This window comes from Methylophilus sp. DMC18, assembly GCF_056314005.1.
Window position 1 is genome coordinate 194,877 of sequence record NZ_JBQUZE010000003.1, and the last position, 15,816, is coordinate 210,692.

Below are 15,816 nucleotides of genomic sequence, written 5' to 3' on the forward strand. Positions count from 1 at the left end.
AATCTCCAGCTTCATTTTCCCGGCGTGTTTATGAGTTACTGAGTTCCATGCGTTTTGCCGTGAGCTTGTTAACGCTGTTGGGCGTTGCGTCGATTATTGGTACCGTGCTCAAGCAGAATGAGCCCTATACCAATTACATCGTCAAGTTCGGTCAATTCTGGTTTGAATTGTTCGAATTGCTGGGGTTGCTGGATGTCTATCATGCGGCGTGGTTTTTGGTGATTTTACTGTTTTTGGTGATTTCAACCACCTTGTGCGTGCTGCGGAATACACCGCTCATGCTCAAGGAATGGAAAACCTATAAAGAGCATGCCACTGAAAAGTCCTTACGTTTATTTGAGCATCAGGCCAGTCTGACGACGGCTTCGGCAGCAACCGCCTTACAGTCACAGTTGTCCGCCTGGTTGTCGGCAGAGCGTTACACTTTTAAGACCACGCCACAAAGTAATGGCGATGTGCTGATTGCGGCCAAATTGGGGACGCATCAGCGCTTGGGCTATATCTTTACGCATGCCGCGATTGTGGTGATTTGTTTTGGTGGCCTGCTCGATGGCAATTTGCCGTTCAAGATTCAAGAATTGCTGGGTTACAAAAAGGTTGAGACGCGCGATATTCCTTCACGCCAGGTGCCGCCTGAGAGTCGGCTGGGAGTGGGCAACCTTTCATTCCGCGCCAATATGACCTTGCCGGAAGGCGAACGTGATAACGTGTCTTTCTTGCGGGTGCGTGATGGCTATCTGGTCCAAGAATTACCTTTTACGGTCATGCTCAAGGACTTCCGTATCGAGCATTACCCGACCGGGATGCCGAAATCGTTTGAAAGCGATATCCTCATCACTGATTCAGACCTGAAGCAACCGATTGAGGCGACGGTCAGAGTGAATCATCCTTTTATTTACAAAGGGATTGCGATTTACCAATCTGACTTTCAGGATGGTGGCTCACAGCTCAAATTCAAACTCTGGGATTTGGCCGCTAACCAGCAGGATGGATTTGATGTGGATGGCGTGATCTTGCAAAAAGGCTCGCTCGGTGACGGCGCGCAAAAGCTGACAGTCGAATTCAACGAGTTTCGCCAGTTTAATATCCTGAATCTGTCGGCGGATGGTAAAGGTAAGCCGCACAATGTGGGTCCAAACACCACGTTCAAATTGCGCAATGCCAGTGGCCAGGCACGTGAGTATGTCAATTACATGCAGCCTCTGATACTGGATGGCCGCGCTTATTTCGTCTCTGGCATGCGTGAGACCGTGCAGGAGGACTTCAAGTACTTGCGCATTCCCGCAGATGACGACATGGAAATCACCGGTTTTATGCGATTGCGCCAAACCTTGCGCGATGACAAGTCGATTCAGGCGATCGCGCAGCAGGTGGCCGCGCAAATGCCAGGTAATAACCCCACATTACGAGCGCAGTTTGAGCAAAGCTTGCAGCAATTGCTAATGACCTTCAAGCGTGGCGGCTACAGTGAGTTGTCGCGCATTATTGAAAGCGCTGTGCCCAAAGACCAGCGCGAGCAAGCGGCACAAACTTATCTCAAATTGTTGAACCGTGCAGCGATGCAGGCATATCAAATGAGCCGTGCACAACGTCACTTGCAGCCTATCGCAGAGGATCAGACCAGCGCCATCTTTATACAGGATAGCCTGAATGCCATGAATGACTTATTCTTTTATGGCACACCGTATTATTTTCAGCTCAAGAATTACACGCTGAAACAAGCCAGTGGTTTCCAACTGACGCGCTCGCCTGGGCAGAATTGGGTATATCTGGGTTCGGTGATGTTGGTACTGGGTATTTTTGCCATGTTCTATATTAAGGAACGTCGCTTGTGGTTATTGATCAAACCTGCACAGCACGAAGTCCTGGTGGCCATGTCGTCTAACCGTAAAAATATGGACTTGGATCAGGATTTTGCGCGTGCGCGCCAGCAACTTTCAACGCTGTTGCAAGCACCTTCAGCATAATGCGTTATTGAATCGGGGAATAAGATGAATACGTCAACGTTATCCAAGCCAGTATCCTTCTGGCAGTCGTTAAGCAAGTTTGATTGGGTCTATGCCATTCTGTTGCTGGCGGGTGCGGTGTTTTCGTATCAGCGCTATGCAGGCTTCATGGATATTTACGAGGTCAGCTTTCTGTTTGGGGCAGTCGCGGTATTTAGTTATTTGGGCTGGCGCTGGTCAGCCATTGCCCGCCTGGTCTTGGGTGTGGCTGTGCTGAGCCTGATTGGCGTCTACGTTTATCAGGGCGACTTGAGTCAGGGTGGTCAACGCTTCTTGCTCAAGTTTCTGTTGGCCAGCCAGTCTGCCATCATGTGGATGAATGTGCTGTTTGTATTGGCTATGCTGACCTATTGGCTGGCCATGTTCCAAAAATCAGAGTTCACCGCCAAAGTGGCCTCGGCCCTGACATGGACGGCGACCTTGTTTGGGTTTGTCGGCCTGATGGTGCGCTGGTATGAGTCCTACCTGATTGCACCCGATATCGGCCATATTCCGATCAGCAATTTATACGAAGTGTTTATCCTGTTTTGCCTGATCACGGCTTTGTTGTATTTGCACTATGAGCAATTGTTTAAAACGCGCCAATTGGGTGGTTTTGTGCTGGTGGTGATCAATGCCGCGGTGGGCTTTATTCTCTGGTATACCTTCGATCGTCATGCCAACGAGATTCAGCCATTGGTGCCTGCCTTGCAAAGTTACTGGATGAAAATTCATGTGCCCGCCAATTTTATTGGCTATGGCGCCTTCTCGCTGGCGGCGATGGTTGCCGGGGCTTACCTGCTGGCAAAGCGGGGCATTCTGGCGAGTCGCTTGCCCGCGCCGCATGTGCTGGATGATCTGATGTATAAAGCGATTGCGGTCGGTTTTGCATTTTTCACGATTGCAACGATTTTAGGGGCAATGTGGGCCGCAGAGGCTTGGGGAGGCTACTGGTCATGGGACCCTAAAGAAACCTGGGCACTGATTGTCTGGCTAAATTATGCGGCCTGGCTGCATTTGCGTCTCATGAAGGGCTTGCGCGGCAGCATGTTGGCCTGGTGGGCGCTGGTGGGGCTACTGGTGACAACGTTTGCATTTTTGGGCGTGAATATGTTTTTAAGCGGGCTGCATTCTTACGGTACGCTTTAATTTTAAGTAGCCATTTCAACGGGCAGATGTTTACACATCTGCCCGTTTTCTTTGGTCTTTTTGCTAGATTCCTGGTGTTTTATTTGTTAAATATATTTAATTAATGTTAAAGTTGTTGCTGTGCCGGTCTATTCATAGCATCGGTGCAGATGCGTCTTGGGTCATGCTTTTAACAACAGGTTTAAGCTATCAGGAGGATTTAACATGAAAACACAACAAGGGTTTACTTTGATTGAATTGGCGATTGTGCTGGTGATCGCCGGGTTGCTATTGGCCGGGGTGATGCGCGGGCAAGAATTGATTGCCAACGCCAAGGTGAAAAGTCTCGCCAGTGACTTTAGAAATATCCCCACTTATTTTTATGGCTATCAAGACCGTTTTCGCGTCTTGCCCGGGGATGATCATGCGGCGGATATCCATGTCAACGGCACCAATGCGACTACGAACGGGCAAACACAAAATGGCTTGATTCAGGGTGCTTGGAATTCAAACACGGATACGGATGAATCATTTTTAATCTGGCAACACCTGCGATTGGCGGGCTTGGCTACCGGATCAACCGACCCCACCAGTACGCAGTATGTGCCACGTAATAGCGAAGGCGGGCAGTTGGGTGTCAGCAACGTGACAGCTTTGACAGCGGTCACCGCAGGCGCGTTTAGCAGTGCGCACGCCATGTGTTCCGATGCGATTTTAGGGCGTTATGCGGCGCAATTGGATACCATGCTGGATGACGGTGTAGGCAATACTGGCGCCATGCGTGTTGTCCTAAATGGCACACCTAGTGCCGGCGTTGCCACACCGCTACCCGGCACGGCCTACTTAGTGTGCATGAGTTTTTAGTGTAGAATACAACAGATTGCTAATACAAAAAGCCTGGTTTTTCAGGCTTTTTGTATTATGAGGTTTACATACATCTTTTCAATTTGAATCTGTTTTAGAATAAGAGCCGATTTACAACTCCCACTTCCTATGGCGAACGCAATTGTAGAAATTCAAGACCTGTCTTTCGGCTACAAAGGCCGATTGTTGCATAAAGGCATCAACATGACGTTTCCCAAAGGTAAGGTGGTTGCCATCATGGGCGGCAGTGGCAGCGGTAAAACCACATTGTTGCGTTTGATCGGTGGGCAGTTAAAGCCGACCAAGGGGCAAGTCAAAGTGGTTGGTGAGGTCGTTCATGAGCAAGATCGTGAAGGCATTTACCGATTGCGCCGGAAAATGGGCATGTTGTTTCAACATGGTGCCTTGTTCACCGATTTATCCGTGTATGAAAATGTTGCGTTTCCGATGCGTGAGCATACCAGCTTGCCCGAAAGCATGATTCGTGACCTGGTGCTGATGAAGTTGAATGCGGTTGGTTTGCGGGGTGCACATGCCCTGATGCCTACAGAGCTGTCAGGCGGTATGGCCAGACGTGTTGCACTGGCGCGCGCGATTGCCCTGGATCCCAGCATTATCATGTATGACGAGCCATTTGCCGGATTGGATCCGATTTCCATGGCTGTTATTTGCGACCTCATTCGCAGCCTGAATGACGTGCTGGGGGCAACTTCTATCATCGTCACGCATGATGTTGAAGAGACTTTCCAGTTTGCTGACTACGTCTATTTCGTCGCCGACGGCATTGTCGCTGCCGAGGGCACGCCCGATGAGCTGCGCCAGTCCGAGTTGCCGTTTATCCATCAATTTGTGCATGGTGAAAAAGACGGTCCGGTTCCTTTCCATTATGCGGCGCCTGAATATCATGCCAGTTTGTTAAGAGGGGCGCGTTAATGATTGTGCATAAAATCAAGCGGCTGCTGACCAAGCTGGGGGCGGGCTTTATCAATAAAATCTGGCGTCTGGGAGCGGGTGGTCGCCTGTTGTGGTTAACGCTGATTTCCTCCGGCGAGAGCTTTCGCCGCTTTCGGCTCACGATCCGCGAAGTTTATTTTACTGGCGTCCTCTCGCTGATCATTATTCTGGTCTCCGCGTTTTTCGTCGGCATGGTGCTGGCGTTACAGGGCTATAACACGTTGCAAAAATACGGCTCGTCGGAAGCGATTGGCGTATTGGTTTCGTTGGCCCTGGTGCGCGAGTTGGGGCCGGTGGTTACGGCCTTGTTATTTGCCGGACGTGCCGGTACCGCCATTACTGCTGAAATCGGCTTGATGAAGGCGACAGAGCAGCTTTCTGCAATGGAAATGATGGCGGTCAGTCCTATCGCACGCGTCATTGCCCCGCGTTTCTGGGCGGGGGTGATTGCCATGCCGATATTGGCGGCCCTGTTCTCGATGGTGGGTATTTTGGGGGGCTATTTGGTGGCAGTGCCCTTGATTGGCGTTGACGCTGGCGCATTCTGGTCACAGATGCAAGCCAATGTGGACTGGCAGTATGACATCCTGAATGGCGTGTTGAAGAGCCTGGTGTTTGGCGTTGCTTGTACCATGATTGCCTTGTTTGAGGGCTATGATGCACCGCCGACCGCTGAGGGGGTCAGCCGGGCCACAACACGCACAGTGGTGAGTTCGTCACTGGCGGTATTGGGACTGGATTTTATATTAACCTCGTTCATGATCGCGGTTTAGCAGGACAACGTACGAGATATTTGCGGGAGCAGCAATGGAAAGAACAACAATTGATTTATGGGTAGGGATCTTTGTGGCATTAGGATTGGCCGCTTTATTGGGCTTGGCCATGAAAGTGGGCAATCTCACTACCAGTAATATTGGCCAGACCTATACCGTGACGGCGAATTTTGAAAATATCGGCGGCCTCAAACCTCGCGCCCCTGTGAAAAGCGCAGGGGTGGTGGTCGGTCGCGTCAATGATATTGTGTTTGATCCTAAAACTTATGAGGCCGTCGTCAGTCTCAACATTGATGCCCGTTATGCATTCCCCAAAGATACGTTCGCCAACATTTACACTGCAGGCTTGCTGGGTGAGCAATACGTTGGGCTCGAAGCCGGTGGTGACGAAATCAACCTCAAAAATGGGGACAAGATCACACAGACCCAGGATGCGGTTGTGCTGGAAAAACTGATTAGTCAGTTTTTGTATAGCAAGGCGACAGAAAGTAACGAGAATGGAAATAAAACGGCAGCTGCATCAACCGAAAGTACAGTTGATGCGTTAGATGCCAGCCCGCTTGATAAAGTGGGCAAATAACTCAAACGATATAAAGGGATAGCGATGAAAAAGTGGTGGATGGCAGCAGCCATATGGTTGGTCAGTGGTGTAGCAATGGCAGCAATGGCGCCCGATCAACTGGTGAAAAAGACCGCCGACGATGTGATTGAAGTCATCAAAAGCGATAAGGATATTCAAGCGGGCAACCAGCAAAAGATTTTCAGTCTGGCAGAAGAAAAGATACTGCCAAACTTTGATTTTGAGAAAGTGTCACGTCTGGTGTTAGGTAAAAACTGGACCAATGCGAGCCCAGATCAGAAAACCGCTTTCCAGGCTGAGTTCAAGACGCTGCTGTTACGCACTTATGCTACTGCATTGTCTAAATACAAAAATCAGGTAATTGAATACAAGCCTTTCCGCATGGAGTCCGGGGCGGATACAGCAACCGTCAAAACGGCGATACAGCAGCCTGGTGGCGATCCGATTGCCGTTGATTACACGTTGGGTAAAAAAGGCGACGACTGGAAAGTGTTTGATATCGTCATTGAAGGCGTGAGTCTGGTCACTAACTACCGTAGCCAGTTTGCACAAGAAATTCGCCAAAATGGTCTGGATAGCCTGACGAAAAAACTGGCGGACAAGAACAAGGCAGCCACAGGTAAATAACTGCGTGGTCTGAAAAAATCGGGAGAAACGGGTGGCTCAACTGACGCAACAACAAAATAGTTTGCACTTTAAAGGTGATTTGCTGATTGCCAATGTCAGCGAAACTTTAGCTGACTTCCAAAAATTGCAGCTGGCCTCGCCACTGACCCTGGACTTTTCAGGGGTGAAAGAGGTGGATACGGTGGCGATCAGTATGATTCTTGAGATACAGCGCAGACTTAATCATGACTATACGCACCCGGGTAACATGTCAGTCGTCGGGGTGCCAGACAATCTGCGAAGTTTAATGCAGCTATACGGTGTCGATGGATTCTTGTTGAATTAACCACTCACAAAATCGAACAGCCCCAGCTCAGACGAGGTGGGGTTTCGTTTTTTTTGGGATAGCGAAAGGATAGACGTGGCCGCTGCCATAGAAATCACAGGAATTACCAAACGGTTTGGTCAGTTTGAAGCCCTAAGGGGCGTGGATTTGCAGATTGAGCAAGGCGAGTTTTTTGCCTTACTTGGCCCTAACGGGGCAGGCAAATCCACGCTGATCAATTTGATGGCGGGGTTGTTGCAACCCACGAGCGGCAGCATCCGCATCATGGGGCACGATGTGCAGTCTGATTATCAGCGTGCGCGTCAGGCATTGGGCGTGGTGCCGCAAGAGCTGGTATTTGATCCGTTTTTCAATGTGCGTGAAATGCTGCGTTTCCAGGCTGGTTATTTCGGGCATGGCCCCGAGAATGATGTCTGGGTCGATGAGATTATCGAAGGGCTGGGGCTCACTGACAAAGCCTATACCAATATGCGAAAACTGTCGGGCGGCATGAAGCGTCGGGCCCTGATTGCGCAGGCGCTGGCGCACAAGCCTCCCGTCATCGTGCTCGATGAGCCAACCGCAGGGGTGGATGTCGAATTGCGGCAAATGCTGTGGGCCTTTATTCAAACACTGAATCAGCAAGGGCATACGATTATTTTGACCACGCATTATCTCGAAGAGGCTGAGGCTTTGTGTCAGCGCGTGGCAATGATGAAGCAAGGCCGCGTTGTGGCGCTAGACAGCACGCGCGCTTTGCTCAAGAGCCATGCCGCAAAGCAGTTGTCGTTACGCTTGTCGGCGGCCTTGCCCGCCGTGTTACAGCCGCTACTCAAGCAGCAAAACGGGGAGGAGGTCGTCCTGGCGATCACGGAGTTAACGCAGGTGGAAGCGGTGCTGACTGCGTTGCGTCAGGCGGGCGTGCATGTGCTGGACATGCAACTGCAGGAGGCGGATCTGGAAGATGTCTTTCTTAACCTGGTGGGGAATCAGCAAGGAGTGCTGGCATGAAGTGGCTGAATCCATTTTTTTGGCTGGATGACAAAATCAGCCCGCAGCGTCGCGGCGTTTATACGCTGTTTAAAAAAGAGCTGTTGCGTTTTTGGCGCGTGGCATTTCAAACCATTGCTTCGCCCATTCTGACGGCATTATTATACCTGCTGATTTTTTCGCATGTGCTGGAGTCCCACGTCAAAGTCTACGATCAGGTCAGTTATACCGCGTTTCTGGTGCCCGGCCTGATGATGATGTCCTTGTTGCAGAATGCCTTTGCCAATAGCTCATCGAGCCTGATCCAGTCTAAAGTGATGGGTAACATTGTCTTTTTGCTACTTACGCCGCTGACGACCATGGAGTTTTTTATCGCTTTTCTGGCGGCATCCATGATCCGTGGTTTAGTGGTTGGGTTGAGTATTTATCTGGTTGCGTTGTGTTTTGTGTCGGTACCAACAGTGCATCCAGGGTGGATTATCACGTTCGCCCTTTGTGGTAGCGCATTGCTGGGCACGTTTGGTGTTATTGCCGGTATCTGGGCGGACAAGTTCGACCAGATGGCCGCTTTTCAAAACTTTGTCATCATGCCGCTGACGTTTTTATCCGGTGTTTTTTATTCGATTCACTCGCTCCCCCCTTTCTGGCAGGCGGTCTCGCAATTGAATCCATTTTTTTACATGATAGACGGTTTTCGTTATGGCTTCTTCGGGCAGGGGGACGTGTCGCCATGGCTGAGTTTGGCAGTGGTGGCTAGCTTCTTGCTCGGATTGGCGTGGCTATGCCTAAAGATGTTAAAATCCGGTTATAAATTACGCAGTTAGCTGGCCAGACCCCTGGCTAGATTCAACTGTATTTTGTAGAACAAGAGAGGTTTTGTGTTAACAGCAGCGCAATTAGAGGCTTATATCCGCAACGGGTTGGAGTGCGATTACCTGAAAGTCAATGGCGATGACGGCACGCATTTTGATGCGGTGATAGTCAGTCCGGCATTTGAAGGTAAACGCATGGTGCAGCAGCACCAGCTTGTCTATGCCGCACTGGGAGACCGGATGCGCGCTGAAATCCATGCGCTGTCTATGCAAACCTATACCCCGACGCAATGGCAGCAACTGCAGGCCTGAAGCGTTCTTAACACGATGGAGTGATTAATCATGGATGTACAAGCAAAAATCAAAGAAACAGTGACCAGCAACAAGGTGGTGCTGTATATGAAAGGCAGCCCCAAGTTTCCGCAATGCGGTTTTTCAAGCGTGGCTGCGCAAATCCTCAACGCCTGTGGTGCCGAGTTTGTTGCGGTAGACGTGTTGCAAGACATGGAGGTGCGTGAAGGCATCAAACAATTTGCTAACTGGCCGACTATTCCGCAACTGTATGTAGGCGGGGAGTTTATCGGTGGTGCCGACATTATGCGCAGCATGTACCAGAGTGGTGAATTGCAAGAACTGTTGGCGAAAGCGTAATTTTGGATAAACTGATTATTGAAGGTGGCGTGCCTCTGCACGGCGAAGTCGTCGTGTCTGGCGCCAAGAATGCCGCGTTGCCAATTTTGTGCGCTGGCTTGCTGGCGGAAACGCCTTTTACGCTCACGGGGGTGCCTGAGTTACGTGACGTGGCGTCTACGCTGAAGCTGCTGGACACCATGGGCGTCAAGGTCAGCAAACAGGCGGATCAGGTCATACTGGATGCCAGCGATGTCGCCTCTTTTGAAGCCACCTATGACATGGTGAAAACCATGCGTGCCTCGATTCTGGTACTGGGGCCATTGCTGGCCCGTTTTGGCACTGCACGCGTGTCTTTGCCTGGGGGATGCGCTATTGGTTCGCGGCCTGTCGATTTGCATATCAAAGGGCTGCAAGCCATGGGTGCTGCCATGCATATCACGCACGGTTACATCCAGGCCAGCACCTTGCACTTGCCTAACCGCCGCCTGCAAGGCGCTAAGTATTATATGGATCTGGTGACTGTCACCGGCACAGAAAACCTCATGATGGCCGCTGCGCTGGCGCAAGGCACGACAGTGCTGGAAAACGCCGCCAAAGAGCCAGAGGTGGTTGATCTGGCCGAGTGCCTGAATAAAATGGGTGCCAACATTAAAGGCGCTGGCACAGACACGATTACCATCGAAGGGGTGGAGCGTTTGCTTGGCGCACAGCATCATATTGTGTGTGATCGTATTGAAGCCGGCACCTATATGGTAGCCGCTGCCATGACCGGTGGTGAAGTGACCTTGAAAAACGCACGTCCTGATTTGCTCGAGGCGGTGATCGAAAAACTGCGTGAAGCCGGTGCCCAAATCAGTCATGACGCGAACAGTATTACGGTCAAAAGTGATGGCAAACTCAAAGCCGTCAATGTGCGTACGGCGCCGCATCCTGCCTTTCCTACTGATATGCAGGCGCAGTTCATGGCCATGAATACGGTGGCAGAGGGCGTATCTACGGTGATTGAAACCATTTTTGAAAACCGCTTTATGCATGTGCAAGAGTTGCAGCGCATGGGGGCCAATATTGATGTGCAGGGCAATACTGCACTGGTGAAAGGTGTCTCCGTACTGGAAGGCGCAAATGTGATGGCCACCGATTTGCGTGCGTCTGCCGGCTTGGTTCTGGCTGGCCTGGTCGCTGAGGGGGAAACCGTGATAGATCGGATTTACCATCTGGACCGCGGCTACGAAAAGCTCGAAGAAAAATTGAATCAACTGGGCGCCAAAGTGCGCAGATCGAATTAATCATGATTACTATCGCACTCAGCAAGGGGCGTATTTTTGAGGAAACCACGCCATTGTTGGCCGCAGCAGGGATTCAGGCATTAGAAGACCCTGAGTCCTCACGCAAACTGATTTTGCCTACCAACCGTGAGGATGTCCGGTTGGTGATCGTCCGTGCGACCGATGTGCCCACTTATGTGCAATATGGTGCAGCAGATATTGGTATTGCCGGTAAGGATGTCCTGGATGAGCATGGTGGAGAAGGCTTGTATCAACCGCTGGACTTGAATATTGCGCGCTGCAAAATGATGGTGGCGGTGCGTGATGACTTCGATTATGAAGCCAGCATCCGTCAGGGCGCGCGCCTCAAGGTGGTGACCAAGTATGTGAAAACTGCACGCGAGCATTTTGCCGCCAAAGGCATGCATGTGGATTTGATCAAGCTTTATGGCTCGATGGAATTGGGCCCTTTGGTCGGCTTGGCCGATGCGATTGTGGATTTGGTCAGCACCGGTGGAACTTTACGCGCCAACAAGCTCAAAGCAGTAGAAGAGATTGGCGCCATCAGCTCACGGCTGGTGGTCAATCAGGCCTCTTACAAAGTGAATCGGCCTTTGTTGCAGCCGATTATTGATAGCTTTGCGGGCGCTGTCCGCAAAGATTAATGTTTAGAAAATGATGAAGATTAAACGCTTAAATACACAGGATCAGGGCTTTGATGCCGAATTGAAGGCATTGCTGGCTTTTGAGACCGCGCAAGATGACAGCATAGACCTGGTGGTCGCCAACATTCTCAAGGATGTGAAGGCACGCGGCGATGCAGCTGTGCTTGAATATACCAACCGCTTTGATAAAACCAATGCCTCCAGTCTGGCGGCATTGGAAATTCCTCAAGCGGAGTTGCAAGCGGCCTTAACCAGCCTGCCGGCGGCACAGCGCGAGGCTTTGCAGGCAGCAGCTGACCGGGTGCGTAGCTATCACGAAAAGCAGGTCATGCAGTCCTGGCAATATACCGAGGCTGATGGCACCTTGCTTGGTCAACAGGTGACGGCGCTGGATCGCGTGGGTTTGTATGTGCCTGGCGGTAAGGCGGCTTATCCTTCTTCTGTGCTGATGAATGCGATCCCTGCCAAGGTGGCGGGTGTGCAAGAGTTGGTGATGGTTGTGCCTACGCCGAATGGCGAGAAAAATTCATTGGTACTGGCTGCGGCAGCGGTCTGTGGCGTGGATCGCGTGTTCTGTATTGGCGGTGCACAAGCCGTGGGGGCGCTGGCATATGGCACTGAAACCGTGCCACAGGTAGACAAGATTGTCGGGCCAGGCAATGCCTATGTGGCTGCGGCCAAGCGCCGGGTGTTCGGGGTCGTCGGTATTGATATGGTGGCAGGCCCCTCAGAGATTCTGGTCATCAGCGATGGCAAGAGCAATCCAGACTGGACAGCCATGGATCTGTTCAGTCAGGCGGAACATGACGAGTTGGCACAGGCGATATTGCTGTCGCCAAGCGCAGAATTTCTGGATCAGGTGGAGGCCAGTATTGCCCGTCAGGTGGTCGACATGCCGCGCCAGGAGATTATTCGTACCTCGCTGCAAAACCGGGGTGCACTGATACAAGTAAAGGACCTGGCTGAGGCCGCAGAGATTTGTAACTACATCGCGCCAGAACACCTGGAGTTATCCATGGACGATGCCTTGGCCTTTAGCAAGCAGATCAAGCATGCCGGGGCGATCTTTATGGGGCGTGATACCTGTGAGGCGCTGGGCGATTATTGCGCCGGCCCCAACCATGTGCTGCCGACCTCACGTACCGCCCGATTCAGTTCGCCGTTGGGGGTCTATGATTTCCAGAAGCGTTCCAGCCTGATTATGGTGTCGTCTGCGGGGGCGCAAACACTGGGCAAGATTGCTGCGACGTTGGCGTATGGCGAAGGCCTGCAGGCGCACGCGCGCAGTGCTGAGTATCGCTTGAAATAAGAGGCAGCCATGAGTCAATATTGGAGCAAGATTGTTCATAAGTTGACCCCTTATGTGCCGGGCGAACAGCCCAAGTTGCAAAATCTGGTCAAGCTTAATACCAATGAAAATCCTTATGGTCCCAGCCCCAAGGTGATTGCTGCCTTGCAGGCAGAAGCTGCAGACAGTTTGCGCCTGTATCCCGATCCGGATTCCAGTCGCCTCAAGGCGGCGTTGGCTGAATATCATGGGCTGCAAGCCAATCAGGTGTTTGTCGGCAACGGTTCCGATGAGGTGTTGGCGCACGTGTTTCAGGCCTTGCTCAAGCACGACTTGCCTTTGTTGTTTCCTGATATTAGTTACAGTTTCTATCCGGTCTACTGCGGCTTGTACGGCATCCACTTTGAAACCGTTGCGCTCAATGCGCAGTTTGAAGTGGCGATAGACGATTATTTGCGCCCCAATGGCGGGATTATTTTCCCTAACCCCAACGCGCCAACCGGCATTCCGCTGCCATTAAGCGAAATTGAGCGCTTGCTGGCCCACAATACGCAATCTGTGGTGGTGGTCGATGAGGCCTATGTTGACTTTGGCACCGAATCCGCGGTCGCACTGATTCATCGTTACGCAAATCTGCTGGTGACGCATACCTATTCCAAATCACGTTCGTTAGCAGGCTTGCGCGTGGGCTATGCGTTGGGCAATGCCGCGCTGATTGAGGCATTAATCCGGGTCAAGGACAGCTTTAACTCATATCCGATTGATCGTTTTGCCGAGGCGGGTGCCATTGCGGCATTGCAGGATGAAGCTTACTTTCAGCAAACGCGTCAACAGGTCATGGCATCGCGTACTAACCTGGTCAGTGCGCTAGAAGCATTGGGATTTGAAGTGTTGCCTTCCGGGGCAAACTTTATTTTTACCCGTCACCCGGCGTATGCGGGTGAGCAGTTGGCCGCAGGGCTGCGTGAACGCGCCGTGATCGTCCGCCATTTCAAAAAACCAGCCAGAATTTCTGATTTTTTACGGATTACCATCGGTAACGAGTCGCAAAATCAGGCCTTGATGCAGGCAATACGTGCGCTTGTGCAAGCCTGATGTCGTCAAAAGCGCGGGATTTGTACTAAATTACGGGCTAATCGCGGTTAATTGATTGTAATCGCACATAAAAATATCCAGCGAATATTGTCATTGTGTGGCAAATCCGGTTATGATGCACCCTATTGTACATAATGTGCAGTGACGGTTGCGTTTGCATGATTGCTGCGCATAGATTCATTGGATTGAAAATAGAGCAAACTCGGAGGAAGAAAAATGGCACAAACCCAGATGGCATTGGACTCATTGGATTTTGACGCGACGATCGCTTTAGCAGCTAAAGTGGCGCCACACGTTGATATCTTGGAAATCGGTACCCCTTGCATCAAGCACAACGGTATCGAACTGTTGAAAGCACTGCGTGCAAAATTCCCTAACAACAAAATTTTGGTTGACCTGAAAACCATGGATGCTGGCTTCTACGAAGCTGAGCCATTCTACAAAGCAGGTGCTGACATTTGTACCGTTTTGGGCACTGCTGACATCGGTACCATCAAAGGCGTGATTGATGCTGCCAACAAATATGGCAAAGAAGCGCAAATCGACCTGATCAACGTAAAAGACAAAAAAGCCCGTACGCTGGAAGTTGTTAAGTTGGGTGCACACATCATCGGCGTGCACACTGGCTTGGACCAACAAGCGGCTGGTCAAACTCCATTCGCTGACTTGGGCCTGGTGTCCGGTCTGAAAACAGGCGCTAAAGTGTCTGTAGCTGGTGGTGTAAAAGCTGCAACGACTAAACAAGTGGTTGACGCTGGTGCTGATATCGTCGTTGCTGGTGCAGCGATCTACGGTGCTGCTGATCCTGCTGCTGCTGCAACAGAAATCACCAAAATTGCACACGGTGCAGGTGCTGGTGCTGCTAAAGGTGGTAACAAGTTGCTGCCATGGATTATTGCTGCAGTTGCTGCAGTATTGGTATTCTCTTTGTTGGGTAAAAAATCTGAAGAAGCTGCGCCTGCTGCAGAAGCACCAGCTGCTGAAGAGGCTGCCCCAGCTGCTGAGGCGCCTGCTGCCGAAGCACCTGCTGCTGAAGAAGCTGCTCCAGCCGCTGAAGCACCTGCTGCAGAAGCTGCGCCAGCGACTGAAGAAGCAAAATAATCCGCTTTTATTTCTGATAAATGCACGATTCAAAAAAGCAGTCCATTGGGCTGCTTTTTTGTTTTTCACAACTGGTTTTGCCTGTCTGCCAAGACTTGCTGTAAAATGCGTGTAATACTTGCAAACTCTCAGTGATCACCTTCCTCTCTCATATGTCACGTCAAGCCGAAGTTACGCGTAATACGCTAGAAACCCAAATTACTGTGTCGATTAATCTCGATGGTTCAGGGCAGTCTGAATTGGACAGTGGGCTGGGCTTTTTGGATCACATGCTGGATCAAATCGCCCGTCATGGCATGATAGACCTGAAAGTGCATGCCAAAGGCGATTTGCATATTGATGCCCACCATACGGTTGAAGATATTGGGATTACCTTGGGTCAGGCATTCAGCAAAGCGTTGGGCGACAAAAAAGGCTTGACGCGCTACGGGCATAGCTATGTCCCGCTGGATGAAGCCTTGAGCCGTGTGGCGCTGGATTTGTCCGGTCGTCCGGGCTTGGCGTTTGATTGCACCTTTACGCGTGCCATGATCGGTGAGTTTGATGTAGATCTGATTCACGAATTTTTCCAGGGCTTTGTCAATCATGCACTGGTCACGCTGCACATTGATAATCTCAAAGGCCAAAACGCTCATCACCAGGCGGAAACGATTTTTAAAGCGTTTGGCCGTGCCTTGCGTATGGCGGCCACCCAAGATCCTCGCATGGCCGGCTTGATGCCATCAACCAAAGGTGCGTTATAGCCCGATTGT

At 51.1% G+C, this 15,816-nt stretch carries 18 protein-coding genes; all 18 read left to right on the plus strand.

The genetic code is table 11. From position 1 onward, the window contains the following. Positions 1-47: 47 nt before the first annotated feature. Positions 48-1,967 carry a cytochrome c biogenesis protein ResB gene (locus ACT53G_RS07820; protein ID WP_476169128.1) on the plus strand — a complete coding sequence of 640 codons (1,920 nt, stop codon included), beginning with the start codon at positions 48-50 and terminating at the stop codon, positions 1,965-1,967. 24 nt (positions 1,968-1,991) lie between these two features. After that, complete coding sequence (gene ccsB, locus ACT53G_RS07825) at positions 1,992-3,134, plus strand: c-type cytochrome biogenesis protein CcsB (protein ID WP_194748774.1); 1,143 nt, start codon at positions 1,992-1,994, stop codon at positions 3,132-3,134. A gap of 204 nt (positions 3,135-3,338) precedes the next feature. Continuing rightward, positions 3,339-3,977 carry a type II secretion system protein gene (locus tag ACT53G_RS07830; RefSeq protein WP_338655448.1) on the plus strand — a complete coding sequence of 213 codons (639 nt, stop codon included), beginning with the start codon at positions 3,339-3,341 and terminating at the stop codon, positions 3,975-3,977. 129 nt (positions 3,978-4,106) lie between these two features. Continuing rightward, positions 4,107-4,910 (plus strand): ABC transporter ATP-binding protein, encoded by an 804-nt coding sequence (locus tag ACT53G_RS07835; RefSeq protein WP_194748772.1) that lies wholly within the window; start codon positions 4,107-4,109, stop codon positions 4,908-4,910. Continuing rightward, on the plus strand, positions 4,910-5,704 hold the full coding sequence (gene mlaE, locus ACT53G_RS07840) for a lipid asymmetry maintenance ABC transporter permease subunit MlaE (protein WP_194748771.1): 795 nt from the start codon (positions 4,910-4,912) through the stop codon (positions 5,702-5,704). The genes ACT53G_RS07835 and mlaE overlap by 1 nt, the downstream gene beginning before the upstream one ends. A 34-nt stretch (positions 5,705-5,738) precedes the next feature. Beyond that, positions 5,739-6,284: an outer membrane lipid asymmetry maintenance protein MlaD gene (gene mlaD / locus ACT53G_RS07845; protein ID WP_275357661.1), complete on the plus strand. Its 546-nt coding sequence runs from the start codon at positions 5,739-5,741 to the stop codon at positions 6,282-6,284. A 24-nt stretch (positions 6,285-6,308) separates the two neighbouring features. After that, positions 6,309-6,911: an MlaC/ttg2D family ABC transporter substrate-binding protein gene (locus ACT53G_RS07850; RefSeq protein WP_275357659.1), complete on the plus strand. Its 603-nt coding sequence runs from the start codon at positions 6,309-6,311 to the stop codon at positions 6,909-6,911. Positions 6,912-6,942: 31 nt separating this feature from the next. Further along, entirely contained in the window at positions 6,943-7,236 is a 294-nt protein-coding gene (locus tag ACT53G_RS07855; protein WP_476169129.1) for an STAS domain-containing protein, read from the plus strand. A 75-nt stretch (positions 7,237-7,311) separates the two neighbouring features. Continuing rightward, positions 7,312-8,226 (plus strand): ABC transporter ATP-binding protein, encoded by a 915-nt coding sequence (locus ACT53G_RS07860; protein WP_476169130.1) that lies wholly within the window; start codon positions 7,312-7,314, stop codon positions 8,224-8,226. Further along, the gene (locus ACT53G_RS07865; RefSeq protein WP_194748767.1) at positions 8,223-9,029 is read left to right on the plus strand and encodes an ABC transporter permease; all 807 of its coding nucleotides are present in this window, start codon (positions 8,223-8,225) and stop codon (positions 9,027-9,029) included. Before ACT53G_RS07860 ends, ACT53G_RS07865 begins: the two co-directional genes overlap by 4 nt. A 54-nt stretch (positions 9,030-9,083) precedes the next feature. Next, a complete protein-coding gene (locus ACT53G_RS07870) occupies positions 9,084-9,329 on the plus strand; it encodes a BolA family protein (protein ID WP_194748766.1) in 246 nt (81 codons plus the stop codon). A gap of 30 nt (positions 9,330-9,359) precedes the next feature. Then, positions 9,360-9,668: a Grx4 family monothiol glutaredoxin gene (gene grxD, locus ACT53G_RS07875; RefSeq protein ID WP_194748765.1), complete on the plus strand. Its 309-nt coding sequence runs from the start codon at positions 9,360-9,362 to the stop codon at positions 9,666-9,668. Between the two features lie 2 nt (positions 9,669-9,670). Beyond that, the gene (gene murA, locus ACT53G_RS07880; RefSeq protein ID WP_275357654.1) at positions 9,671-10,936 is read left to right on the plus strand and encodes a UDP-N-acetylglucosamine 1-carboxyvinyltransferase; all 1,266 of its coding nucleotides are present in this window, start codon (positions 9,671-9,673) and stop codon (positions 10,934-10,936) included. A 2-nt stretch (positions 10,937-10,938) separates the two neighbouring features. After that, positions 10,939-11,580 carry an ATP phosphoribosyltransferase gene (gene hisG / locus ACT53G_RS07885; protein WP_275357652.1) on the plus strand — a complete coding sequence of 214 codons (642 nt, stop codon included), beginning with the start codon at positions 10,939-10,941 and terminating at the stop codon, positions 11,578-11,580. A gap of 13 nt (positions 11,581-11,593) precedes the next feature. Continuing rightward, complete coding sequence (gene hisD, locus ACT53G_RS07890; RefSeq protein ID WP_338657608.1) at positions 11,594-12,889, plus strand: histidinol dehydrogenase; 1,296 nt, start codon at positions 11,594-11,596, stop codon at positions 12,887-12,889. A gap of 9 nt (positions 12,890-12,898) precedes the next feature. Further along, on the plus strand, positions 12,899-13,963 hold the full coding sequence (gene hisC, locus ACT53G_RS07895; RefSeq protein WP_476169131.1) for a histidinol-phosphate transaminase: 1,065 nt from the start codon (positions 12,899-12,901) through the stop codon (positions 13,961-13,963). A gap of 216 nt (positions 13,964-14,179) precedes the next feature. After that, complete coding sequence (gene hxlA, locus ACT53G_RS07900; RefSeq protein WP_194748761.1) at positions 14,180-15,064, plus strand: 3-hexulose-6-phosphate synthase; 885 nt, start codon at positions 14,180-14,182, stop codon at positions 15,062-15,064. 152 nt (positions 15,065-15,216) lie between these two features. Continuing rightward, positions 15,217-15,807 (plus strand): imidazoleglycerol-phosphate dehydratase HisB, encoded by a 591-nt coding sequence (gene hisB, locus ACT53G_RS07905; RefSeq protein ID WP_476169132.1) that lies wholly within the window; start codon positions 15,217-15,219, stop codon positions 15,805-15,807. Positions 15,808-15,816: the final 9 nt, after the last annotated feature.

Coding starts and splice junctions, on each gene's coding strand:
- ACT53G_RS07820 (WP_476169128.1), top strand. CDS start 48: ATGCGTTTTGCCGTGAGCTTGTTAACGCTGTTGGGCGTTGCGTCGATT.
- ccsB (WP_194748774.1), top strand. CDS start 1,992: ATGAATACGTCAACGTTATCCAAGCCAGTATCCTTCTGGCAGTCGTTA.
- ACT53G_RS07830 (WP_338655448.1), top strand. CDS start 3,339: ATGAAAACACAACAAGGGTTTACTTTGATTGAATTGGCGATTGTGCTG.
- ACT53G_RS07835 (WP_194748772.1), top strand. CDS start 4,107: ATGGCGAACGCAATTGTAGAAATTCAAGACCTGTCTTTCGGCTACAAA.
- mlaE (WP_194748771.1), top strand. CDS start 4,910: ATGATTGTGCATAAAATCAAGCGGCTGCTGACCAAGCTGGGGGCGGGC.
- mlaD (WP_275357661.1), top strand. CDS start 5,739: ATGGAAAGAACAACAATTGATTTATGGGTAGGGATCTTTGTGGCATTA.
- ACT53G_RS07850 (WP_275357659.1), top strand. CDS start 6,309: ATGAAAAAGTGGTGGATGGCAGCAGCCATATGGTTGGTCAGTGGTGTA.
- ACT53G_RS07865 (WP_194748767.1), top strand. CDS start 8,223: ATGAAGTGGCTGAATCCATTTTTTTGGCTGGATGACAAAATCAGCCCG.
- grxD (WP_194748765.1), top strand. CDS start 9,360: ATGGATGTACAAGCAAAAATCAAAGAAACAGTGACCAGCAACAAGGTG.
- hisG (WP_275357652.1), top strand. CDS start 10,939: ATGATTACTATCGCACTCAGCAAGGGGCGTATTTTTGAGGAAACCACG.
- hisD (WP_338657608.1), top strand. CDS start 11,594: ATGAAGATTAAACGCTTAAATACACAGGATCAGGGCTTTGATGCCGAA.
- hisC (WP_476169131.1), top strand. CDS start 12,899: ATGAGTCAATATTGGAGCAAGATTGTTCATAAGTTGACCCCTTATGTG.
- hxlA (WP_194748761.1), top strand. CDS start 14,180: ATGGCACAAACCCAGATGGCATTGGACTCATTGGATTTTGACGCGACG.
- hisB (WP_476169132.1), top strand. CDS start 15,217: ATGTCACGTCAAGCCGAAGTTACGCGTAATACGCTAGAAACCCAAATT.